20 protein-coding genes are annotated in these 21,121 nt (G+C 70.2%); 10 read left to right on the top strand and 10 right to left on the bottom strand.

Going from position 1 to position 21,121, the window contains the following annotated elements; translation table 11 throughout:
• The first annotated feature begins 185 nt into the window (after positions 1-185).
• Entirely contained in the window at positions 186-962 is a 777-nt protein-coding gene (gene ddaH / locus ACIBCM_RS04130) for a dimethylargininase (protein WP_399239970.1), read from the top strand.
• A gap of 137 nt (positions 963-1,099) precedes the next feature.
• Positions 1,100-2,077 (top strand): acyl-ACP desaturase, encoded by a 978-nt coding sequence (locus tag ACIBCM_RS04125; RefSeq protein WP_399239968.1) that lies wholly within the window; start codon positions 1,100-1,102, stop codon positions 2,075-2,077.
• 35 nt (positions 2,078-2,112) lie between these two features.
• Here the strand turns inward: ACIBCM_RS04125 and ACIBCM_RS04120 are convergent, their stop codons facing one another.
• On the bottom strand, positions 2,113-2,895 hold the full coding sequence (locus ACIBCM_RS04120) for a methyltransferase domain-containing protein (protein ID WP_399239966.1): 783 nt from the start codon (positions 2,893-2,895) through the stop codon (positions 2,113-2,115).
• Between the two features lie 219 nt (positions 2,896-3,114).
• Between ACIBCM_RS04120 and ACIBCM_RS04115 the strand changes: the two genes are divergently transcribed.
• The 4 genes from ACIBCM_RS04115 to ACIBCM_RS04100 all read left to right on the top strand — a co-directional run bounded on the left by ACIBCM_RS04115 (position 3,115) and on the right by ACIBCM_RS04100 (position 5,950).
• Positions 3,115-3,417 carry a hypothetical protein gene (locus tag ACIBCM_RS04115; protein WP_399239963.1) on the top strand — a complete coding sequence of 101 codons (303 nt, stop codon included), beginning with the start codon at positions 3,115-3,117 and terminating at the stop codon, positions 3,415-3,417.
• Entirely contained in the window at positions 3,410-4,645 is a 1,236-nt protein-coding gene (locus ACIBCM_RS04110; protein ID WP_399239961.1) for a hypothetical protein, read from the top strand. The genes ACIBCM_RS04115 and ACIBCM_RS04110 overlap by 8 nt, the downstream gene beginning before the upstream one ends.
• Positions 4,646-4,667: 22 nt before the next feature.
• Positions 4,668-5,345: a hypothetical protein gene (locus ACIBCM_RS04105; RefSeq protein ID WP_399239958.1), complete on the top strand. Its 678-nt coding sequence runs from the start codon at positions 4,668-4,670 to the stop codon at positions 5,343-5,345.
• A gap of 311 nt (positions 5,346-5,656) precedes the next feature.
• Positions 5,657-5,950, top strand: coding sequence for a hypothetical protein (locus ACIBCM_RS04100; RefSeq protein WP_399239956.1), 294 nt, complete (start codon positions 5,657-5,659; stop codon positions 5,948-5,950).
• Positions 5,951-5,962: 12 nt separating this feature from the next.
• Here ACIBCM_RS04100 and ACIBCM_RS04095 read toward each other — a convergent pair whose 3' ends face one another.
• The 3 genes from ACIBCM_RS04095 to ACIBCM_RS04085 form a co-directional block, all read right to left on the bottom strand.
• Positions 5,963-6,205, bottom strand: coding sequence for a WhiB family transcriptional regulator (locus ACIBCM_RS04095; protein ID WP_399239954.1), 243 nt, complete (start codon positions 6,203-6,205; stop codon positions 5,963-5,965).
• An 89-nt stretch (positions 6,206-6,294) separates the two neighbouring features.
• Complete coding sequence (locus ACIBCM_RS04090) at positions 6,295-7,086, bottom strand: VOC family protein (protein ID WP_399239952.1); 792 nt, start codon at positions 7,084-7,086, stop codon at positions 6,295-6,297.
• Positions 7,087-7,254: 168 nt separating this feature from the next.
• Positions 7,255-8,310 carry a multicopper oxidase domain-containing protein gene (locus tag ACIBCM_RS04085; protein WP_399239950.1) on the bottom strand — a complete coding sequence of 352 codons (1,056 nt, stop codon included), beginning with the start codon at positions 8,308-8,310 and terminating at the stop codon, positions 7,255-7,257.
• A gap of 197 nt (positions 8,311-8,507) precedes the next feature.
• Between ACIBCM_RS04085 and ACIBCM_RS04080 the strand changes: the two genes are divergently transcribed.
• Both ACIBCM_RS04080 and ACIBCM_RS04075 read left to right on the top strand, forming a co-directional pair.
• Positions 8,508-10,994 carry a ThuA domain-containing protein gene (locus ACIBCM_RS04080; protein WP_399239948.1) on the top strand — a complete coding sequence of 829 codons (2,487 nt, stop codon included), beginning with the start codon at positions 8,508-8,510 and terminating at the stop codon, positions 10,992-10,994.
• Between the two features lie 80 nt (positions 10,995-11,074).
• Complete coding sequence (locus ACIBCM_RS04075; protein WP_399240786.1) at positions 11,075-13,321, top strand: OmpL47-type beta-barrel domain-containing protein; 2,247 nt, start codon at positions 11,075-11,077, stop codon at positions 13,319-13,321.
• A gap of 377 nt (positions 13,322-13,698) precedes the next feature.
• On the opposite strand, the gene ligD is transcribed toward ACIBCM_RS04075, so the two are convergent.
• On the bottom strand, positions 13,699-14,718 hold the full coding sequence (gene ligD / locus ACIBCM_RS04070; protein WP_399239946.1) for a non-homologous end-joining DNA ligase: 1,020 nt from the start codon (positions 14,716-14,718) through the stop codon (positions 13,699-13,701).
• Positions 14,719-14,770: 52 nt separating this feature from the next.
• Here ligD and ACIBCM_RS04065 point away from each other — a divergent pair, with 52 nt between their 5' ends.
• Entirely contained in the window at positions 14,771-15,841 is a 1,071-nt protein-coding gene (locus ACIBCM_RS04065; protein WP_399239944.1) for an ATP-dependent DNA ligase, read from the top strand.
• Between the two features lie 719 nt (positions 15,842-16,560).
• The gene (locus tag ACIBCM_RS04060) at positions 16,561-16,818 is read left to right on the top strand and encodes a hypothetical protein (RefSeq protein ID WP_399239942.1); all 258 of its coding nucleotides are present in this window, start codon (positions 16,561-16,563) and stop codon (positions 16,816-16,818) included.
• Positions 16,819-16,851: 33 nt separating this feature from the next.
• Here ACIBCM_RS04060 and ACIBCM_RS04055 read toward each other — a convergent pair whose 3' ends face one another.
• The 5 genes from ACIBCM_RS04055 to ACIBCM_RS04035 form a co-directional block, all read right to left on the bottom strand.
• Positions 16,852-17,286, bottom strand: a complete 435-nt coding sequence (locus tag ACIBCM_RS04055; RefSeq protein ID WP_399239940.1) for a YchJ family protein — start codon at positions 17,284-17,286, stop codon at positions 16,852-16,854.
• Between the two features lie 113 nt (positions 17,287-17,399).
• Complete coding sequence (locus tag ACIBCM_RS04050) at positions 17,400-17,954, bottom strand: flavoprotein (RefSeq protein ID WP_399239938.1); 555 nt, start codon at positions 17,952-17,954, stop codon at positions 17,400-17,402.
• Positions 17,947-18,606 carry an isochorismatase family protein gene (locus ACIBCM_RS04045; RefSeq protein ID WP_399239936.1) on the bottom strand — a complete coding sequence of 220 codons (660 nt, stop codon included), beginning with the start codon at positions 18,604-18,606 and terminating at the stop codon, positions 17,947-17,949. Before ACIBCM_RS04045 ends, ACIBCM_RS04050 begins: the two co-directional genes overlap by 8 nt.
• 212 nt (positions 18,607-18,818) lie before the next feature.
• Positions 18,819-20,156, bottom strand: coding sequence for an erythromycin esterase family protein (locus ACIBCM_RS04040; protein WP_399239934.1), 1,338 nt, complete (start codon positions 20,154-20,156; stop codon positions 18,819-18,821).
• A gap of 44 nt (positions 20,157-20,200) precedes the next feature.
• Entirely contained in the window at positions 20,201-21,094 is an 894-nt protein-coding gene (locus ACIBCM_RS04035; protein WP_399239932.1) for a LysR family transcriptional regulator, read from the bottom strand.
• Positions 21,095-21,121: the final 27 nt, after the last annotated feature.

Below are 21,121 nucleotides of genomic sequence, written 5' to 3'. Positions count from 1 at the left end.
GGCGGATTCGGGGCGGGTGTGGGGCGGATTCGGGGCGGGTGGCCCGAGGGGCACGGAGGCCATGAGAACCCGGGCCCGTCTGTCACAGAACTCTCATCGGTCACGCACCGGGGATTCCCTGGTCCAGCGGGGCGGTCCATGATGGGCGCACCCACACCAGACCCGACATTCCTGGAGAAGTTTCCGTGCCCAGCAGGAAAGCTCTGATCCGCCGCCCCAGCCCGCGTCTGCCGGAGGGGCTCGTCACACATGCCGAGCGCACTTCCGTCGACGCCGAGCTGGCACTCGTCCAGTGGGAGCTGTACACCGAGACCCTGCGCGAGCACGGCTGGGAGACCGTCGAGACGGAGCCCGCGGACGACTGCCCGGACGGGGTGTTCGTCGAGGACACCGTGGTGATGTTCCGCAATGTCGCCCTGATCACCCGGCCGGGCGCGGAGTCCCGCAGGGCGGAGACGATGACCGTCGAGGAGACGCTGGGCCGGCTCGGCTGCTCGGTGAACTGGGTGTGGCAGCCGGGCACCCTCGACGGCGGGGATGTGCTCAGGATCGGCGACACGTTGTACGTCGGCCGGGGCGGGCGCACGAACGCGGCCGGCGTACAGCAGTTGCGGGCGGTCTTCGAACCGCTGGGCGCCCGGGTCGTGGCCGTGCCCGTGAGCAAGGTGCTCCATCTCAAATCCGCCGTCACGGCCCTCCCGGACGGGACCGTCATCGGATACGAGCCGCTGCTCGACACGCCGTCCCTCTTCCCGGGTCTGCTGCCGGTACCGGAGGCGTCCGGCGCCCATGTCGTGCTGCTGGGCGGCGGACGGCTGCTGATGGCGTCGAGCGCGCCCAAGACGGCCGAGCTGTTCACGGATCTCGGCTATGAGCCGGTCCCGGTGGACATCAGCGAGTTCGAGAAGCTCGAAGGCTGCGTGACCTGCCTCTCCGTACGGCTCCGAGAGCTGCACTCATAGCGCCTCCCACCTGCGATTATCACACAATGTAGCCGGACCTCTTCCGGCCGGGCTTGGCCGAAGGCTTACCGCGCCCTTAACCTACGGTCTCGTAACCTACGAATCCGTAGGTAACTCTCCCGTCCCCAGGAGCATCCGTGACCATCACCTCTCCCCACCTCGGCAGTTCTTCGGAGGCGTGGACCGACGCCCGGCTGCTCTACGCTCTCGAAGAAGTGGTGGAGAAGGAGCTCAACCGTCATCTCAAGGTCGCCAAGGACTGGATGCCGCACGAGTACGTCCCCTTCAGCGACGGCCGGAACTACCCCGGCATCTTCGAGGACGGCGAGGCATGGGAGCCGGAGCAGTCCAAGGTCACCGACATAGGCCGTATCGCTCTCGTCGTGAACCTGCTCACCGAGGACAACCTCCCCAGCTACCACCACGAGATCGCCAGCCTCTTCGGCCGTGACGGCGCCTGGGGCACCTGGGTGCACCGCTGGACCGCGGAGGAGGGCCGGCACGGCATCGTGATGCGCGACTATCTGCTGACCTCGCGCGCGGTCGACCCGGACAAGCTGGAGCAGTTCCGGATGGCCCATATGGCGGAGGGCTTCGAGTCCGACAACCGGCACTCGATGCTGCACTCGGTGGCGTACGTGGCCTTCCAGGAGCTGGCCACCCGGGTCTCGCACCGCAACACCGGCCATCAGTCGGGCGACCCCGTCTGCGACCGGATGCTCGCGCGCATCGCGACCGACGAGAACCTGCACATGGTCTTCTACCGCAATCTGCTGAGCGCGGCCTTCGAGCTGGCGCCCGATCTGACTATGCAGTCCGTGCGCGATGTCGTCGTCGGCTTCCGGATGCCGGGCCACGGCATGCCCGGCTTCGAGCGGGCCGCCGCGCAGATGGCGATCGGTGAGATCTACAACCTGCGCATCCACCACGACGATGTGCTCTCGCCCGTACTGCGCTTCCTCAAGGTGCTGGAGATCGACGGTCTGGGCCCGGAGGGCCTCAAGGCGCAGGAGGAGCTGGGCCTGTACCTGGGCGGACTGAACGCCGAGGCGCTCAAGTTCGACGAGAAGCTCGCCGCCCGCAAGGCCCGGATGGCGGCCCGGGCGGCGGGCTGAGACCCGTCCGAGGGGCCCGGGGGTCCGCCGCCGGCTCAGCTCTTCCGGGCTTCGATGAGGAAGCGCTGCGAGTACGACACGAAGGGGCCGTGGCGCTCCATGAAGTCATGGAGCTCCGCCAGCCGCCCGAGATAGGCGCCGACGGTGAAACCCGGGACGATCCAGATCACCTTGCGGAGGAAGTGGACCACCGCCGCGATGTCGGAGAACTCCATTCGCAGGGCTTCCTGGCGTACGTCGACCACCTCCAGGCCCGACGCCTCCGCGCTGACCGTGGCCGCGACCGGACCGGTGCCGGCGGTCGTGGCGAGCGGTCCCGCGGACGGGTGCACCGAGGTCGGCTGCGGCCCCATCATGAACTCGGTCAGCTCGCGCACCGACCCGGAGCCCACCTGCTGGGAAAGGTACGTACCCCCCGGGCGCAGGACCCGGCGGACCTCGTCCCAGCGGGTCACCAGCGGGTGCCGGCTGACGACCAGGTCGAAGTGGTCCGACGGGAAGGGCAGGTCGGCCCTCTCGTCGACCTCGGCGACGCTCGCGCCGAACCTGTCCAGATTCCGCCGGGCGATCTCCACATTCGGCGGCCACGCCTCCGTCACCGCCAGGACCGGCGGGGCGACCGGGACCGAGGCCAGTACCTCGCCACCGCCGGTCTGGATGTCCAGCGCCGCCCCGGCCTTCGCCATCCGTTCCGCGAGCAGCCGCGCGTAGGCCCACGACGGCCGCTGTTCGGTCGCACGACCGGCGAACCAGGAGAAGTCCCAGCCTTCCGTGGGAACGGCCGCACCCTCGGCGAGGAGGTCCTCGAATCTGCCCATACCTCCGACCATGGCAGACGTACCGGATGCCCGCACCGGGTTTTTCCGACGGGCTGAGACGCCGGCCGGGCTCGGATGCCGGCCGCGCACGACGGGGGCCCAGGCGTCGGTCGGGCTCGGACATGAGTCGGACCCGGACGTCAGTGTCCCGGATCGCACCACCCGTGCGGGGTACGGCAGTTGTCCGATCCGCCCGGTGTTCTGCCAGGGTGGTCCGCCATGGATCGCGATCTCCGGGTGGACACCGATCAGCTGGGCCGCTTCTCCCGCGCCCTGGACCGCTCCCTGACCTCCCTCAGCGAGGCGAGACACGCGCTCGCGCACATCCGCGCCGACCAATTGGGAACCAAGGATCTGGACACGGCCTGCGACGGCTTCCAGCAGCGGTGGAAGTACGGCGCTGACCAGCTCCGGGAGTCGATCGCCTCGGTACGGGACGGGGTGACGCTCAGCCACAAGGGCTACCTCCAGGTCGACACCGCGATCGAGGCTGCGTTCCGGGCGGTGGCCCCGCGTGGCTGACTATCCGTACCTCGGGTGGAACCCCGCTCCCGGCAGCCCCGGCGCCATCGCCGCGCTCCGGACCCGGCTCACCACGTCCGCGACCGCGCTCTCCACGGCGTACCGGCTGATCGACAACCTCCTCGGCGAGAGCGCCTACTGGCACGGCGAGGCGGCCGACGCCTTCCGCTCGGCGCTCGACGGGGATCTGCCCCGCTACCTCCGCAACGCCCATCGCTCGGTTTCCAAGGCGGCCTCCCGGCTGGGCCGCTGGCACGACGACCTGGTCGGCTACCAGTCCACCGCCGCGCGCTACGAGTCCCAGGCCCGCGAGGACCATACGACCCTCACCCGGGCCCGGTCCCGCGAGTCCCGCCTCCGGGCCGCGCCCGACACCCCCGAGCCGGAACTGCGGGCCGCGGCGGCCGCGGTGACGAACGCGCGTGACGCCCTGGAGTCGGTCCGCAGACTCGCCCGCGAACTGGAGGAAACCCACCGCACCGAGGCGTCCCGCATCGCCAAGTCCCTCAACGAGGCGACGGCCCGCTTGGCCCCGAGAGAGCCGGGGGTGCTGGACAAGGTCCTCGAATGGATCGACGAGGACCTCGGTGATCTGCTGTCGGACGTGTCTGCGGTCGCAGGATTCCTGGCCCTGGTGATCGGCCCCTTCTGCGGGCCGGTCGGTCTGGCGCTGTTGTTCGTGGCCACAGGCGCCAGTATGGGGGCGCTTGCCCTCCATATGTCCGATCCGAAGATCCACAGATCCCTCAAGGACGGCTTTACCAAGGGCCAGCTCGACAGCGACTTCTGGGGCAGCGCAGTCACGCTGACAGGTGACGCGCTCGGCTCCGTGCCAGGCGTGGCGGCAATTGCGCAGGGAACCAGGACGGCTTCGGCAGCCGTTCACGCGACGGACGCTCTCACCAACCCTGGGACACTCGCCGCCGTGCAGGCCGGATCATCGGGCTTCAGAAGCGGGGCGGTCACCGCGATGGACGAGATGCGTCAGGTGGAGAACCCGCTGACCCACTGGGCTCTGCACCGAACTCCCGATCTCGTGCAGAAGTCGGTGAAGTACGGGCTGCCGGGATCCGGCGCGGTCACAGCTGGCACTCACTACGGCCCGTGGAGCGACAACGAGTCCGTCTCAGAAGGAGCGACCGCGGTCGACGGAACCCGAGCGGTTGTCGACGACGGACCCGGTTCCGCTGCCAAGGCAGCCCACGTCTGGGCGTCGGTCACCCAGTGAACACGAATGTGAGGCGCGTTCCATGACCACATCTGCCCCACCCTTGTGGTTCCGGCTGCCGCCCGGGTACCACTCGCTCGACAGGGTCGACCTCTCCGAGTTCGAGCAGTCGGTCGCGGCTGTTCTGATGCCGGTGATGGAAGCAGGCGAACTGCTCGGCAAGGCCCTCCACGATGCCCACAGCCTGGTGAATCTGTTCGCAGCCATACGGGAGAGCGAGAACGTCCATACCTCCCTCGGCGTCCACCCTGAAAGGAACAACGGCAGCTGTGTGTCGTTCTTCTCTCTGTCGGTGACCGAGATCGCTTCGAGGACAGCCGCGCTCGCCGTTGCCCAGTGTGCACTGGCCCAGGCCAACTCCACGCGCTGGAGCACCAACTCGGGTCGGCTGCTCAAACTGCCGGGTGGTGTGCCGGCTGCACTCATGGCGGGGACTCTCCGGCCGCCCGATCCGGACTGTCTGGAGAGAAGAGGCTTCACAGCACCGCGCTGCGAGGTCTTCCAAGCACGACTGACCGTGCCCTGCCCGACCGGTGTGCACGTCGCCGTGGCCGACCTCACCAGCGCGGCCACCTGGCATGCTGAGGCGTACTCATCCATCCTCGAAGGCATCGCCCGGACCATTACCTTTATCGATCCGGCCGAGCCGAGCAGGCCGCGCGCGCAACGGCCCTCTCGCATCCGGGAGCTGTTTTCGTGACCTGGGCACAGGCTTCGCCACCCCCACACGAACAGGCACTGCATCACCCGCCCACTGCACAGGGACTCCGATGCCTCGTAGTCAAACGAAGGCTCTGGCTGGTCGCGGTGATACTCGTGGGCGCGGTATCCATCTTCCTCACCACGACACTGTCCGGTTCGCAGATGGCCGGGATCATGGTGATCAACGCAGTCTGCTACCCGCCATGCCTCTTGGTTGCGAGCCTTGCACTTCACCGGACCAAGCGGCTGGCCAGGGTACTCAAGACCTATCCGTGGCGTGCATACCCCTGTGCCTACCCTCGTCGCTCGTTGGAGAGCCCCAAGTCCATCGAGATCAGATTCACGCAGCAGTACGCGCCCGCGCTGCGTATCACCTGGTACTCCGGCGACCTCGCGAGGAAACGGAACCCCGCCCCCCAAACCATCTGGTTCGCCGGTGACCCTCGGTACGGTGGTGTCGTGTCGCCCGTCGGCGGGCACTTCCCCGTCCGAGTGGTGCCCGAGGCTCCGGCGCAGACCGTGCCCGGGTGCGGGACGCATGAAGCCGACGCGCTCGCCGAGCAAGCCGGGCTCCTGAGGGACGGAAGAGTACATACGACGTGAAGCCGGTACCCGTCACCCCCGGCTCCGCTTCAACCGGTGCCGTTCCTGTTCCGAGAGGCCGCCCCAGACCCCGAACTTCTCGTCGTTCGCCAGCGCGTACTCCAGGCACGCCACCCGCCCCTCGCACACCCTGCACAGCCGCTTGGCCTCCTGGGTGGAGGAGCCGGGGGCCGGGAAGAAGAAGGCCGGGCCCGTCTGTGCGCACAGTGCCGACTCCTGCCAGGAGAGCTCGTCGCCGGTGGTGTTGATCAGCATGCTCCAGAGATTTCCGGAGGCCGATAAACACCGGCTCAATGAAGCATCAACATCCCCGCAGGGCCAGGGGCCGGCCGCCGGGCGGGCGGTCAGGTGGCCGGGGCGGCTTCCGTCATCAGGGCGAACGCGGCACCCGCGGGGTCCGCGAGTTTGGCGAAGCGGCCGACGCCCTCCATGTCGACCGGCGGCATCCGGACCTTGCCGCCCAGGTCGGCGGCCCTCGCGGCGGTGGCGTCGCAGTCGGTGACCGCGAAGTAGGGGAGCCAGTGCGGGGCGTCCTCCAGGGGGTCCGTCGACAGCGGCACGATGCCGGCGAACATGGCGTCGGCGCCCGCGCCCAGGGGGTGGATCATCGTGTACTCGCCGGAGCCGTCCGGGAAGGGCATCGAGGTGCTCTCCCAGCCGAAGACGCCGGAGTAGAAGCCGAGGGCCGCGTCCGGGTCCTCGGTGTACAGCTCCAGCCAGCACACGGAGTTGGGGACGTTGGCGGCGTCCAGGCCCTTGAGCGCGCCGGGCTGCCATACGGAGAAGGAGACGCCGGAGGGGTCGGCGAAGACGGCCATACGGCCCATGTCGAAGACATCCATCGGTTCGGCGAGCACGGTGCCGCCGCGGCTGCGGACGGCCTCCGCGGTGGCGTCCGCGTCGGGTGACTGGAAGTAGGTGTTCCAGGCGGGCGGTCCCTGCTCCGGGGGGACGGCCATACCGCCCGCCACGGTCCCGCCGTCGAGCCGGAACATTCCGTAGCCCCCGGCCTCGGTACCGGCCGGCTGGAAGATCCAGCCGAAGACGCCCCCGTAAAAGGTCTCGGCGGCGCCGATGTCGGGGGTGCCCAGATCGATCCAGCTCGGGGAGCCGTTGACATAGCGGGTGGTGAGCATGGTGCGCTCCTTGGGTGGGAGTCCCGTGGGCCGTCCTTCGGTCCCGAGTCTGCTACCGATCACCCGCACCCGCACCTTCCCGTGGTGAAGGGCCCCGGACGGGCCCGGCGCGGGCGGTCACCGTGTGACCGGGAGCTCCACCCGCGCCGGGAGCCGGCGGCCCCCGGTCTAATGCCCCTCGTGCCCGGCCGTCTTCGGCTTCGCGCCCGCGTCCGTGGCGCCGGTGCCCGTCTGCGGTTTCGGCCGGGCGTCCGCCGTCTTGTGGTGCGGCTCGTACCCCGGGATCGTGCCGTCCGCCTTCGCCACCAGGAACAGCCCGGCCATCCCCATGTCGGAGTGGCTCTGGACATGGCAGTGGTACATCCACGCCCCCGGGCCCACGCCCTCGCCCGCGATGACCTGGAAGCCGAAGGAGTCCGCAGGGCCGGTGATCTTGTTGTCGATCACACGGCTGACGTCGTTCGGGCCGGAGAGCAGACCGGTCCGGTTGTCGGCCCAGCGGTGACCGTGCATATGGAACGTGTGGTAGAACTCACCGTGCGTGATCATGATGATCTCGACCCGGTCGCCGACCGTGGCCCGGAAGTCGGGGCTCGCATTACCGGGCTTGTTGTTGATCATCATGTCGTTGAAGACGATGGTGAACTGCTTGTCCGGGAGGATGTCGCCCTTCCGCCGGACGACCAGCGGACCGTAGAGGCCCTTGCGGATGCCTCCGGTGCCGTGGTCCGTGCCCACCACATGGTCGTGATAGTGCCAGTAGCCCGCGCTGCCGGCCCGCCAGGTGCCGTCCGCCCGTCGGCCGGGGGCGTGGGTGCGCCAGGTGTACGTACGGGTACCGCCGGGCTCGACATGGCTTCTGCTCAGCTTGGTGCCGTCGTTGTTGATGTCGTAGTTCACACCGTGGACATGGAGGCTGACGGGCACGTCCATGGTGTTCTCGAACTCGATGTGGAGGGTGTCGCCCTCGATCATCTCGATGGGCGGGCCGGGTATGGAGGCCTTGCCCTTCTCCAGGCCGTAGCCCATCTGACCGTCGGCCAGTTTCTCGGCGTAGAGCTTCATATGGCGCACCTGGCCGCCCGCGGGGGCGGTCTTCGGCGGGGTGACCGCGAGGGGCACACCGGCCGCGGCGGGCCCCGAGGAGAGGGACAACGATGTCACGCCGGTGGCCGCGACCGCGCCCCCTGCCAGCAGCCGTCGGTTGAAGCTCCGTCTGTCCATGCCGAACTCTCCACTCTCTTCCGGAGATTGACGGGGCGGATGTGACCCCGGGGACGGCCATACGGTAGCCCGAGGAGACTGGTTTTTCCACACTCAGGACAAAGTTCGTTCTTTTGTGGTCATACCTATTGGCGAACCGCGAAAAGAGGTCTAGCTTCCATTGCTGTTGTTGTGACCACAGAGGGGTGGGTGACCACATGCAGCGCGCACCACATCACAGGTCCAGATCTCGAAGAAGGGGTCTGGCCGCGACACTTGGGGTCGGCGCACTGACCGTGTCCCTGCTCGGCGGGGCGAATACCGCCTCGGCCGGGGTGCCGCCACCGGAGCCGAAGGCGACAACGTTGTCCCTTCCCTCCCCGCCGGGCGGCAAGAACGTCAAGGTCCTCGTCTTCCACGGCTCGGCCACCGCCGAGTCCCCGCTCGTGAACGCCGGTATCCAGGCCGTCGAGACCATCGGACTCACCGGCCCGGTGAGCGGCCGTTTCGCCACCGAAGCCACGGACGACGCCTCGGTGTTCACCGATGCCGGACGGCTCGGCAAGTACAACGCGGTCGTCTTCCTGACCGGCGGCGGCGATGTGCTGGACCCGGAGCAGGAGGCCGGGCTCGAACAGTACATGGAGGCGGGCGGCGGCTTCGTCGGCGTCCATGACGCGGCCAGGACGGAGCCGTACTCCGACTGGTTCACCGGGCTGATCGGGGCGCGCCCCACCGGCGCGCCGAGTACGGTGCAGCGTGCGGTGATCGAGGTCGGCGACCGCCAGCATCCGGCCACCAAGTCGCTGCCGCTCCAGTGGAAGCGCCCCGACAAGTGGTTCAACTGGGCGGTGAACCCCTCGGGCAGCGTGCACACGGTGGCACGGCTGAAGGAGACCTCGTACAAGCCGGTGTCCGGCGCCAACGGATGGGACAAGCCCATCTCCTGGTGCCGTGACTACGACGGCGGACGCTCCTTCTACACCGGTATGGGCGGTACGGTCGACAGCTTCTCGGAGACCGACTTCCGCGACCATCTGCGGGGCGCGCTCGCCTGGACGAGCCGTATCTCGCGCGCCGACTGCAAGGCGACGATCAACGCCAACTACACGGCCGAGCGGGTCACCCAGCCCAATCAGCCGGGCCAGAACGACCAGATCGGCGAGCCGCACGGTCTGGTCACGGCCCCCGACGGCCGGGTGTTCTACATCGGCCGCGGCGGCGCCGACAACACCAAGCCCGTGATCACCGACTGGAACAACCCGGACGTCGGCAAGGGCAACGGCGAGATCCACGTCTTCGACCCGAAGACGAAGAAGGTCTCGCTCGCCGGGGCGCTGAGCGTGTTCGGCAACAAGGGCGGCGGCGACGAGCTGACCAAGAACGAGGAGGGCCTGCTCGGCATCGAGCTGGACCCCGCGTTCGCGTCCAACGGCTGGGTCTATCTGCACTACACACCGCACTCCCAGATCAACCGGGAGACGCGGGTCGGTGACCGCCGGGTCTCCCGCTTCACCTTCAACTTCACCACCAACAAGCTCAATCTCGCGAGCGAGAAGGTGCTGCTGAAGTGGCCGGTGCAGATCCACAGCTGCTGCCACTCGGGCGGCGGGATGTCGTGGGACTCCAAGGGGAACCTCTACATCGCGACCGGTGACAACAACTCGTCCGGCTTCAGCGGCGGCTACTCGGGCAACAACCCGCAGCCCAACTACAAGGGCCTCTCGTTCGCCGACGCGCGCCGCACCTCCGGCAACACCAACAACCTCAACGGCAAGATCCTGCGGATCAAGCCCACGAAGAGCGGCTCCTACACGATCCCCGAGGGCAACCTCTTCACGGGTGAGGAGCCCGACGAGGGCGGCGGCAAGACCAGGGGCGAGATCTATGTGATGGGCGTCCGCAACCCGGCGCGCATCTTCGTCGACAAGAAGACCGACACGCTGTACGCGGGCTGGGTCGGCCCGGACGCCGGTACGCCCTCCACCACCTGGGGTCCGGCCAAGTACGACACCTTCGCCGCGATCACCAAGGCCGGCAACCACGGCTGGCCGTTCTGCATGGGCAACAACCAGCCCTACCGGGACCGCGGGCTCGCCGACCCGAGCAAGCCGCTCGGCTGGTACAACTGCGCGGCTCCCAAGAACGAGTCGCCGAACAACGACGGTCTGGTGAATCTGCCGCCCGTCACCCCCAACACCATCTGGTACTCGCCCCAGGGCGGCGGCCCCGACTTCCCGCGCGACGCGAGCGGGCTGCCCAGCTACAAGCTGGAGGAGCAGAAGCTGCTGATGCCGTGGCTCAAGGGCGGCGGCCAGGCGACGATGAACGGTCCGGTGTACCGCTTCGACGCGGCGACCGCCTCCACCGTCAAGTGGCCCTCCTACTGGGACGGCAAGTGGTTCGTCGGTGACTTCTACGACGGAGACCAGCCGCGCCACGCGGTGCTGACCGATCCGAAGACGGTCGGCAAGGGCGGGATCCCGGTGCACGCCGAGTCCCTGAAGAAGATCATCCCGGTCGGCAACAACGGCATCCGCAACCTGATGGACTGGAAGTTCGCTCCCGACGGCTCGCTCTACGTCCTCGACTACGGGCGCGGGTTCTTCACCTCGGACTCCCGGTCGGCGCTGTGGCACATCACCTACAAGGGCGGCGAGGCAACGCCGTCCGCCGACCAGCTGGCACGGAAGGCGGCGCAGTGAGACTCGTCGGACACAGAAAGCTCGGACACAGAAAGCGCGGAGCGGCGGGCCTGTGGACGGCTCTGCTGGCCTCCCTGGCCATGGTCGTCGGACTGATGTCCGTGGCGGCGTACGGGCAGAGCGGCTCGGACAACGGCACCCGCAAGGGCGCCGCCGGGGCCGAGGCGAATGCCGGATCGGTGGCGAAGGCGCGTACCGCATCGGCCGTCCCGGCCAGCCGGACCCCGGTCGCGGCCGCCGAGCAGACGCTGACCTGGACCGCCGGGGACGCGTTCGACCGCTATCTCTCCTTCCCCACCACGGCGAAGGAGGGCAGGACGACGATCGTCTTCGAGAACAGCCGGGCGACCGGCAACACCACCGGAATGCCGCACACGCTGACCTTCGACGTGTCGGACCCGGAGTACAACAACGACGTACCGCTGAACATCCTCGCCAACCCCGGTGACGACAAGGGCGGCAAGCACTCCGTCGAGGTCACCCTGGCCCCGGGCCGGTACCGCTTCTACTGCACCATCCCCGGTCACGGGCAGATGCAGGGCATCCTGACCGTCACCGAGAACGGCGGCGAGGACACCACCGCGCCCGCCACGGACGCGAAGATCGAGGGCGACAAGAACGCCGACGGCGCGTACATCGGTCTGGCGACCGTGACGGTCTCCGCGACGGACGAGGGTTCCGGTGTGGAGAAGACGGAGTACGCGGTCGGGACCGACGGTCCCTGGCAGGCGTACACCGCGCCGGTCGTGGTCAACCAGGTCGGGTCGCACACGATCCGCTACCGGGCCACCGACAAGGCGGGCAACACCTCGGCGGAGAAGACGGCCGAGTTCCGGGTCGTGTCCCCGCCCACCGAGGACAAGACGCCGCCGGAGACCTCGGCGACCGTCAGCGGTGAGCGCAACGGCCAGGGCGAGTACCTGGACACGGCCACGGTGACCGTGACCGCGTCCGACACCGGCTCGGGCGTCAACTCCATCGAGTACGCCATCGGCGCGAGCGGCTCCTGGCAGCCGTACACCGCTCCCGTGATGGTCCATCAGCTCGGCACCCACAAGGTGCGCTACCGGGCCACCGACAAGGCGGGCAACGCGGCTGCGGAGAAGTCCGTGGACTTCACCGTGGTCAAGGCGCCCTCGCCCGACACGACCCCGCCGGTGACCGGGGCCGATGTCGCCGGTCAGCGGAACTCCGACGGCGCCTACATCACCAGTGCCAAGGTGACGGTGAACGCGACCGACGCCGACGGCTCCGGGGTCGAGACCGTGGAGTACTCGCTCGACGGCGGTCCCTACCTCGCGTACACGGCTCCCGTGATCGTCGACCGGGTGGGCTTCCACACAGTGCTGCACCGGGCGACGGACAAGGCGGGCAACACCTCGCTGGCGCAGAAGGTGACCTTCACGGTCGCCGAGGGCGGCGGGGTTCCGGCGCCGAGCTGCCCCGAGTGGGACGAGCGGCTCACCGTGATCGTCGGTACCGTCGACACGGGTGTGCCCAACCGGATGACCCGCAGCCGCTGCACCGTCAACGAGCTGATCGAGGACGAGAAGTCCTGGTCGTCGCACGCGCTGTTCCTCAAGCACGTGGACTCGGTCCTCGACCGGCTGCTCGCGGACGGCGTGATCGATCTGCGCGAGCACCGGAAGATCTACGCCGCCGGCAAGCAGTCCGGCATCGGCAAGCCCGGCCAGAACACCGGCTACCGCGACATCTTCGACGGCACCCGGTCGTCGTTCGACAAGTGGCAGCACGTGGGCGGCGGCTCGTTCGGCCTCAACGAGGACGGGACGATGACCAGCGGCACCACCAAGGGCGGGCTCGGCATGCTCTGGTTCCCGAAGCAGTACGGGGACTTCTCGCTGAAGCTCCAGTGGCGGGACGACGCGCCCGGCACCGGCAACGCCAACAGCGGTGTCTTCGTCCGCTTCCCGTATGTCCACGACAACCCGGAGGAGCCGCGTCCGGAGTGGGTCGCCATCAAGTACGGCCATGAGGTCCAGGTCCTGGACCGGCCCGACGGCGACATGTACAAGACCGGTTCGATCTACGGCTTCGACCGGGTCGGGCTCGCGGGCGCCGGGGTGACCCCCAAGGGCACCTGGAACGACTACGAGATCCGGGTGATCGGCCAGACGTACTCGGTCTACCGCAACGGTGTGCTGATCAACCAGTTCGAGAACACGGCCGGCCAGACGTTCACCCCGCCGCGCGGCGACGACGTCGGCACGGACGGCCGGCGGTACGCGCTGGGCTACATCGGGCTCCAGGTCCACGGCACCACGGATGTGGTCTCGTACCGCAACATCCGGGTCCAGGAGCTGTGATCCGGACGGGCGTGGCGCGCTGCTGAAACCCGTGAGGTCCGGGAACGGTGATCCGGGCCCGGACTGAGGGGCCCGTGAGGGTACGGCGGTCCTCTCCCCCACAAGGGGAGGGGGCCGCTCCGCGCTGTCCGCGCTGCTACGGGCGCTCCGGCGTGGTTGGGGCGGGGGCCCGGTCGTGCCTCGAAGCCTCGTCTGTGCCCGGGGGCCGGCGTGCTTCGCAGGGCGCCCCGGCCCCGGAGCAGCCGACGGGCACCGCCCGGACGCACCGGCGGACGCGCCCTGAATCCAGGACCGCCCCGAGGTTCCAGCGGGCACCGCCCGGAAGCCGGGACCGCCCCGAGGTCCCGTATGGCGCACCCGGAACGGTCCCGCGGGCGCTACTCGGCCGCCGGAGCCTTCTTGGCGCGGCTGGGCTGGACCCTCTTCGGCTCCCCCGGCATCTTCGGGTACTCCGGCGGATACGGCAGATCGCCGAGCCCGTGCTCCGCCTCGTCCCGGCGGGCCACCTCCAGCAGCGGCTCCAGGCTGAACCGGTGATCGTCCATGTCCGCGTGCACATCGCCCACCTCGGCGTACCGCGCGGGCATGCTCCTGATGTCGAAGTCCTCCGGGCGCGCCTCGTCGATCTCCTCCCAGCGCAGGGGCGCGGAGACCGGCGCGTTAGGCCGGGGCCGTACGGAGTAGGCGGAGGCGATCGTACGGTCACGGGCCGTCTGGTTGTAGTCCACGAAGATCCGCTCGCCGCGCTCCTCCTTCCACCACTTGATGGTGACCCGGTCGGGCATCCGGGCCTCCAGCAGCCTGCCGCAGGCAATAGCGGCCCTTCTGACCTGCACAAACGTCCATTGCGGCTCGATCGGGACAAAGACATGGAGGCCGCGCCCGCCGGAGGTCTTGGGCCAGCCCCGCAGTCCCACCCCGTCGAGGACATCCCGCAGCTCATGGGCGGCACGCACGGCGTCCTCGTAGTCGGTACCCGGCTGGGGATCCAGATCGATACGGAGTTCGTCCGGGTGGTCGGTGTCGTCTCGGCGCACGGGCCAGGGGTGGAAGGTGACGGCCCCCAGATTGGCGGCCCAGATGATCGCGGCGGGCTCGGTCGGGCACATCTCGTCGGCGGACCGTCCGCTGGGGAAGGTGATGTGGGCCGTCGGGATCCAGTCCGGGAGGTACTTCGGGGCGCGCTTCTGAAAAAACGATTCGCCGGTCACCCCTTCGGGGTAGCGCTCCAGCGTCGTGGGACGGTCGCGCAGCGCGCGGGTGATCCCGTCGCCGACGGCGAGGTAGTAGCGGACCATGTCCAGCTTGGTGTAGCCGGGCTCGGGAAAATAGATCTTGTCCGGGCTGGAGACGCGTACCGTGCGCTCCCCCACTTCCAGTTCCACCGCTCGGGCCATGTGGGTCAGCGTAAATCGTGCCGACATTCCTCGCATGCCGGACAATCCCTCTATGGATCTCCCGGTGATGCCCCCCGTGAAACCGATGCTCGCCAAGTCCGTGAAGAACATCCCGCCCGGTATGCAGTACGAGGCCAAGTGGGACGGCTTCCGGGCGATCGTCCACCGGGACGGCGACGAGGTGGTGATCGGCTCCCGTACCGGCAAGCCCCTCACCCGGTACTTTCCCGAGCTGGCCGCCGAACTGGCCGCCAGCCTCCCCGAGCGCTGTGTCGTCGACGGAGAGATCGTCATCGTCCACGAGGGACGGCTGGACTTCGACCGGCTGACCGAGCGCATCCACCCGGCCGACTCCCGGGTGCGGATGCTCGCCGAGCAGACCCCGGCGAGCTTCGTCGCCTTCGATCTGCTGGCGCTCGGCGACCGGGCGCTGCTGGACACCCCGCTCACCGAGCGGCGGGAGCTGCTCACCGAGGCGATGCGCGGCGCCCGGCCACCCGTCCATCTCGCCCCCGCCACCACCGATCAGGAGGTGGCGCGGACCTGGTTCCGGCAGTACGAGGGCGCCGGGCTGGACGGGGTCGTCGCCAAGCCGCTCACGCTGCCCTACCGGCCGGACGCCCGGCTGATGTACAAGATCAAGCACGAGCGTACGGCGGACGTCGTCGTGGCCGGATACCGCTTCCACAAGAGCGGGCCCGTGGTGGGTTCGCTGCTGCTGGGCCTGTACGACGACTCGGGCGTCCTCCAGCACATCGGTGTGTGCGCCGCCTTCTCCATGAAGCGGCGTGCGGAACTGGTCGGGGAGCTGGAGCCGCTGCGGCCCGAGTCGGCCGCCGATCACCCCTGGGCAGCGTGGGCGGACGAGAGCGCCCACGAGACCTCCCGGCTGCCGGGCGCGGTGAGCCGCTGGACGGGCAAGAAGGACCTGTCGTGGGTGGCGCTGCGGCCCGAGCGGGTCGTCGAGGTCGCCTACGACCATATGGAGGGCACCCGGTTCCGGCACACCGCGCAGTTCCGCCGGTGGCGGCCGGACCGCGACCCCGCCGACTGCACCTATGCCCAGCTGGAGGAGCCGGTGAGCTACGACCTCTCCCAGGTGCTGTCCGATCCCGGACACTGATGCTCGCCTCCGCGATCCGCGCGGGTCGGCTCCTGGGCGGGCTTCCGGCCTCCCGCCGGCCGCCCTGCGGCCGGGTTCCGGGCGGAGTTCCCCCCGGACGGGCCGTCCGCGGGGGCACCGGGACCGGCACGGGCGGTACGGGGAGGCGGCGGGTCCCGACAGCGGGGGTGATGCGGGAAGGCGGCGGGTCGTACGGGGAGGCGGTGACCGGTCCCCGGCCAACCCCCGGACCGCACCGGCGATTTGGCGGACGATCACCACGGCGGCCGGTGCCGGGTAGCGCCGGCCACACCTCCGGGTGATCGATTCGGGTGCATGGTCCACCTTGTCGTAAGGTGTGTCGCCGGTGCTGCCGGTGGCCGAGAGCCGGGCGGGCCGGACAGTGCGCACCTCCCGTACGGCCCCGTGATCCCGGTCACCTCGACCGGGGCACGGCCTGCGGGGCCGCCGCGCTGTTCCGCCGCCCCCGGGTCCTCGCGCCCACCCCGGCCGGCCTCCGCTCGCGGTGCGCGGGCGGGGAGCCGACGGGGCCGACGGCCCGGTTCATGGCGTGCGGGCCGGTGTGTCCGCGCGTGATGGGAAGCAGAGGGCGGCCACGACGGTTGCCGCACCGAGACATCCCCGCCGACGAACGCGGAAACCGCTCCGCTGGTATGGAGGGGTGGGCACCACCGGGACCCGCCGGCGCCCGAGCGAGCAGAAGACAAGGACAGGACACCGTGACCGCCTCCCCCCTCATCCCCGTGCCGATCCCCGACCGTGTGGCCGCGCTGATCGGATCCTGTATGCCGGTCCACGTCCTCCAGGCCGAGATCGAGGCGGACGGAGCCGTACGCGAGGTGAACCGCTTCCGGGGTCCGCTGTGCCCCGAGGACCGGGCCGACCGGGAGCATGCGCTGTCGGTGCTGGCACGGGCCAACAAGGTGCTCGCGGCCTACAACCCGGGGCTGATGATCCTGCCGAACCGCGCGTACTGAGCGCGCGGGATCCGGCTCCCGCAGGCGCCCGGCTCACTCGATGAAGGTGCCTTCCACATAGACCCACCGGCCGTTCAGCCGCTCGAAGGTGCTGCGCTCGTGCAGCTCGCCGCGTTTGCCGTGGTGCCGGTAGCGCGCGCGGAAGGTCACGGTGCCCTTCGCGTGGAACGGGCTGCCGTCCATGGACTCGATGATCTCCAGGCCCGACCAGTGCATGGCCGGATCCAGCTCCAGCCGCGCCGGCCTGGTGGCCGGGTGCCAGGTCCGCAGGAGATACGCGGTGTCCCCGGCGACGAACGCGCTGTAGCGCGAGCGCATCAGCAGCTCGGCGGTGGGAGCGGCGGCCTCACCCGAGTGGAACCGGCCGCAGCACTCACCGTAGGCGGCGGGCAGACCGCACGGGCAGGGCGATGCGGCGGTGAGCGCGGGAGCCGAGGTGCGCCAGGGGCGTCGGGTGTGTCGGGCCATGCCCCCATTTTCGGCGAACCGCGTCCGGGGATCGAATGCGGCCCCCGGTCCGGCCGGTCGGCCCCGCGTCGTACCGGGCGGGTGGCCCCGCCGGTCCGGGCGCGACGGGTGTTCTACGGGAGCGGATCGCGGCGCTTGCGGTGGGGCTCCAGCAGTTCCAGGGCCTCCTCCCACCGGAAGCGGGCGAGCCGGCCGTGTTCGTCCGGGTCGTGGGACTCGTATGCGCCGAACAGCACGCCCATCCCCCGCAGGCGCCGCACACTCTCGCGGTAGGCGGGATGCGCGGCCATCGCCGCGTTCGCGCACGGGAGTACGGCCGTCGGGACACCGTTGCCGTGGGCCTCGCACAGGATGCCGAGGGCGAGGGTGTCCGCGATCCCGGCCGCCCACTTGTTGACGGTGTTGAAGGTCGCCGGGGCGACCGCGATGGCGTCCGGCGGCGTAAGCGGGCGCGGCTCGTCCGGTCTGCGCCAGGCCGAGCGGATCGGGTGGCCCGTATGGGCCTCGACGGCCGGCACGTCGAGGAAGCCGAGGCCCTGCGGGGTGGCGACGACCGCGGTGTCCCAGCCCCGTCGGCGGGCCGCCGTGATGAGATCGCCGACCCCGGCGGCGACGGAGGCGGCGCAGACGACGATGTACAGGAAGGGGCGCGGCTCCGGCTCATCCATCCGTGGCTCCGGCGACCGCCGTGAAGCGGACCGCGTCGGCCGTGCGGACGAACTCCGGGTCCGAGCCCAGCGCGTGCTCGGCGACCCGGGACACGACGGACGCCGGGATGTCGTCCAGGCCGTAGGTGCCGTGGGCGTCCCGGGGCAGCACGACCTCGATGTCCCGGTCCAGCGCGCCGCGCGCCGTCGCGCTCACGCACATCTCCGAGAGCACGCCGGCGATCACCACCCGCCGTACGCCCCGCTCCTCCAGCAGCTCACCGAGCCGTGTCCCCTCGAAGCCGTCGTCGCCGTCCTTGCGGACGACGAACTCCCGGGACGACTCCCGTACGGGGAAGTACAGTTCCCATCCCGGCTTCCCGGGCTCGTCCACCGCGCCCGGCTCGCCGTCGTTCCGCAGATGGATCACCAGGGCCTCCGCCGTCCGCGCCCGGTCGAGCAGGGCCGCCAGCCGCTCGATGAGCCGGTCCGCGTCCGGTACGGCGTCGGGACCGGTCACAAAGGCGTTCTGTGCGTCCACGACGATCAGCGCGGGCGCGGCGGCTGTCGCCGTCTCGCGCGGAGGTACGGAGAACCAGATCCCCTCCCGTACGTATCCGCCCTCGGACGCGTCAGCGGTCCCTGAGCCCGGCACCGCCGCCGAACCGGACACGGGCCCGGATTCCGGCCCCGGCCCCGTCCGCGCCACGGCGCCGGAACCGGCTGCGGTCACGGACTCGGACGCCGGCCCGGAATGCTCGGACGGCTCGGACGCCGGCCCGGAATGCTCGGACGGCTCGGACGCCGGCTCGGAATGGTCGGACGGCTCGGGCATGGGTACCACCTCGTGGTTCGACGGTCTGCTCACGGCAGGGCTGGTTCTCATCAGGTGAGGGGCCGGGACGGGGTCGAGACCGCCACATAGGCCAGGCCGTCGAACTCGTCTCCCGGTACGGTCGGGGCGAAGTTCATCCGGTAGACCCAGCGCGGCACATGAGCGCCGAAGGTCCTCATCACATGACTCCCGCCCACCCATCGGCGCACCGGCTCCGGCCCGTGCGCCGCCGCGCGGAGATTCACCAGGTGATCACCGGGGCGGGCCTTGGCGAGCTGGGCCTCGACGGACGAGGGGACGGGCGGGCCGATACGGTTCCCGGTCACGGTCCGCGCGCTGGGCCGCGCCCGGGGAACGGGCAGGACCCGGCCCGCGCGGAAGACCCCCTGGCCGAAGAGCAGACCGAGGGCGTAGTACGCGTCGCCATGCCGATCGCTCAGATGCCGCCCGGTCGCCGGGACCCCGGCTCCGTAACGCCCCCTCGTGATATGACCGTTGTGCGCCCAGAACGCCACCCGGGCCCGGGGGTCGCTCTCGACGAGTTCCGTGACGGCCTCGGCCATATAGCGGTCGCGGGCGGCGAAGACGGTCCGGTCCGGATCGCTGTGCTGCCGGGGGCGGGTGACCAGATCGGCGGCCCGTACGAGGATCCGGGCGTGCCGGACCGCCTCGGCGGCCTCACGTTCCCGGGGCCCCTCGGCGGCCTCCGGGAGCGCGCCGGCTTGGTGCCGGGGCTCGTCCGTGTCCCGCCGGGGCGTGTCCGTCCGCTGCCGGGGGTCCGTGTGCGCTCCGCCCAAGGAGTCGAGCAGTTCCCCGGCGTCGGCCGTCAGGCGTTCCCGCAGCTGGGGAAGTGATCCCGGCTGAGCCTCGGCGAGCGTCCCCAGCCGGTCGCGCAGCCACGCGGCCCTCTCCGGCGCGGTCCGCCGCAGATAGGCGTCGAGGGCCGTGATCGAGTCGCCGCACCGCTGGGGGTCGACGCCCGCGAAACGTACCTTCCCCGCTTCCGGCCGCCCCCGGTTGTAGGCCCGCATCCACTCGATCATCGCGAGCACCTCGTGCGTACGCCAGGTCCAGAAGCCCAGCCCTTCCAGCGCGCTGGCCGCGTCCCCGGTGCCATGGCGGACATAGGCGTCCACGGCCGGTCCCGCCGAGGCGCTGGCCTCCATCGCGAGGGTGGTGAAGCCCAGTTCGGTGACCAGGAACTCCAGCAGACGGTGCTTGAGTCGGAAGAACTCCCCCGTGCCGTGGGTGGACTCCCCGAGTCCCACGATCCGGACGCCGCCGAGGACGTCCTTGAACGGCTGGAGGTCGTCCGTGGGCGCGCCCGCGGACAGAGTGGTCAGCGGCAGCGCGTTCCGCGCCAGCCAGTCCGTGACGTCGGTCGTCATCACTCCCCCGTGTCCCCCGCACCCCCGATTCCCTGGGGCCGAGCCTACCCGGAGCACACCGCCAGGCAGCTGCGGACGAACGCGTCGACGGCCGCGTCCGTCTCCTCCGTACGGGCCCAGGCGACACCCACCCGGCTGGGGCTGACCCCGGTCACCGGCCGGTAGACGACGTCCGGGCGCTGGTAGAAGCGGGCGGTGGCCTCGGGGGTGAGGCTGATGCCCTGCCCCTGGGCGATCGCGTTCAGCCACTCGTCGGGGTTGTGGGCGACCGCGCCGATCCGGACCGGGTGGCCCTCGCGCTCCTCGGTGGCGAGCCAGTAGTCGCGCCAGCCCTCCGCGTCGGCGGGGACGGCCACGAACGGCTCGTCGTACAGCTCGTGGAACGGAACCTCGTCACGGCCCGCGAGCCGGTGCCCGGCGGGCAGGGCCACCCAGCGGGGCTCGGTCAGCAGTACTTCGAGACGCAGCCGGCCGGAACCGGGGACGGGAAGCCTCAGCAGCGCCACGTCGACTTCGCCGCCGGCCAGACCCGCGGTGGGATCGGACCATTCGGCCCCCCGCAGCTGCACCCGCCAGCCGGGCCGCCGCCGGGCGAAGTCGGCGAGGATCGGCTGGGTGAACTCGTTGGCGGCACTGGCGACGAAGCCGACTCTCAGGACCCGGGCGGCGCGGGCCTCCGCACCCCGTGTGGCCCGCAATGCGGTCTCCCAGGCGGTCAACACCGCGCCGGTGTGCTCCACCAGCGCCTCCCCGGCCCCGGTGAGGCTCATTCCGGCCCGTGAGCGAACGAAGAGTTCCGCGCCCAGCTGGGTCTCCAGCTGCCGGATCTGCTTGGTGAGCGCGGGCTGCGAGACGTAGAGCCGTTCGGCGGCGCGCGTCAGATTGCCCTCCTCGGCGACCGCGGCGAAGTACCGCAGCAGACGGGTGTCGATATCCATGCCGCCAGGTTATGGAAGCAGGTATTG

The organism is Streptomyces sp. NPDC051018, assembly GCF_044456085.1.
Classification (GTDB): domain Bacteria; phylum Actinomycetota; class Actinomycetes; order Streptomycetales; family Streptomycetaceae; genus Streptomyces.
The sequence above is the reverse complement of the archived record's forward strand: the minus strand, read 5'-3'. Positions and strand labels throughout refer to the sequence as shown.

Bases quoted from the DNA above. Each gene is read 5' to 3' on its own strand.
- ACIBCM_RS04120 (WP_399239966.1), bottom strand. From the start codon at position 2,895: ATGGGCAGATTCGAGGACCTCCTCGCCGAGGGTGCGGCCGTTCCCACG.
- ACIBCM_RS04115 (WP_399239963.1), top strand. From the start codon at position 3,115: ATGGATCGCGATCTCCGGGTGGACACCGATCAGCTGGGCCGCTTCTCC.
- ACIBCM_RS04105 (WP_399239958.1), top strand. From the start codon at position 4,668: ATGACCACATCTGCCCCACCCTTGTGGTTCCGGCTGCCGCCCGGGTAC.
- ACIBCM_RS04095 (WP_399239954.1), bottom strand. From the start codon at position 6,205: ATGCTGATCAACACCACCGGCGACGAGCTCTCCTGGCAGGAGTCGGCA.
- ACIBCM_RS04090 (WP_399239952.1), bottom strand. From the start codon at position 7,086: ATGCTCACCACCCGCTATGTCAACGGCTCCCCGAGCTGGATCGATCTG.
- ACIBCM_RS04085 (WP_399239950.1), bottom strand. From the start codon at position 8,310: ATGGACAGACGGAGCTTCAACCGACGGCTGCTGGCAGGGGGCGCGGTC.
- ACIBCM_RS04080 (WP_399239948.1), top strand. From the start codon at position 8,508: ATGCAGCGCGCACCACATCACAGGTCCAGATCTCGAAGAAGGGGTCTG.
- ACIBCM_RS04075 (WP_399240786.1), top strand. From the start codon at position 11,075: ATGGTCGTCGGACTGATGTCCGTGGCGGCGTACGGGCAGAGCGGCTCG.
- ligD (WP_399239946.1), bottom strand. From the start codon at position 14,718: ATGGCCCGAGCGGTGGAACTGGAAGTGGGGGAGCGCACGGTACGCGTC.
- ACIBCM_RS04065 (WP_399239944.1), top strand. From the start codon at position 14,771: ATGGATCTCCCGGTGATGCCCCCCGTGAAACCGATGCTCGCCAAGTCC.
- ACIBCM_RS04055 (WP_399239940.1), bottom strand. From the start codon at position 17,286: ATGGCCCGACACACCCGACGCCCCTGGCGCACCTCGGCTCCCGCGCTC.
- ACIBCM_RS04050 (WP_399239938.1), bottom strand. From the start codon at position 17,954: ATGGATGAGCCGGAGCCGCGCCCCTTCCTGTACATCGTCGTCTGCGCC.
- ACIBCM_RS04040 (WP_399239934.1), bottom strand. From the start codon at position 20,156: ATGACGACCGACGTCACGGACTGGCTGGCGCGGAACGCGCTGCCGCTG.
- ACIBCM_RS04035 (WP_399239932.1), bottom strand. From the start codon at position 21,094: ATGGATATCGACACCCGTCTGCTGCGGTACTTCGCCGCGGTCGCCGAG.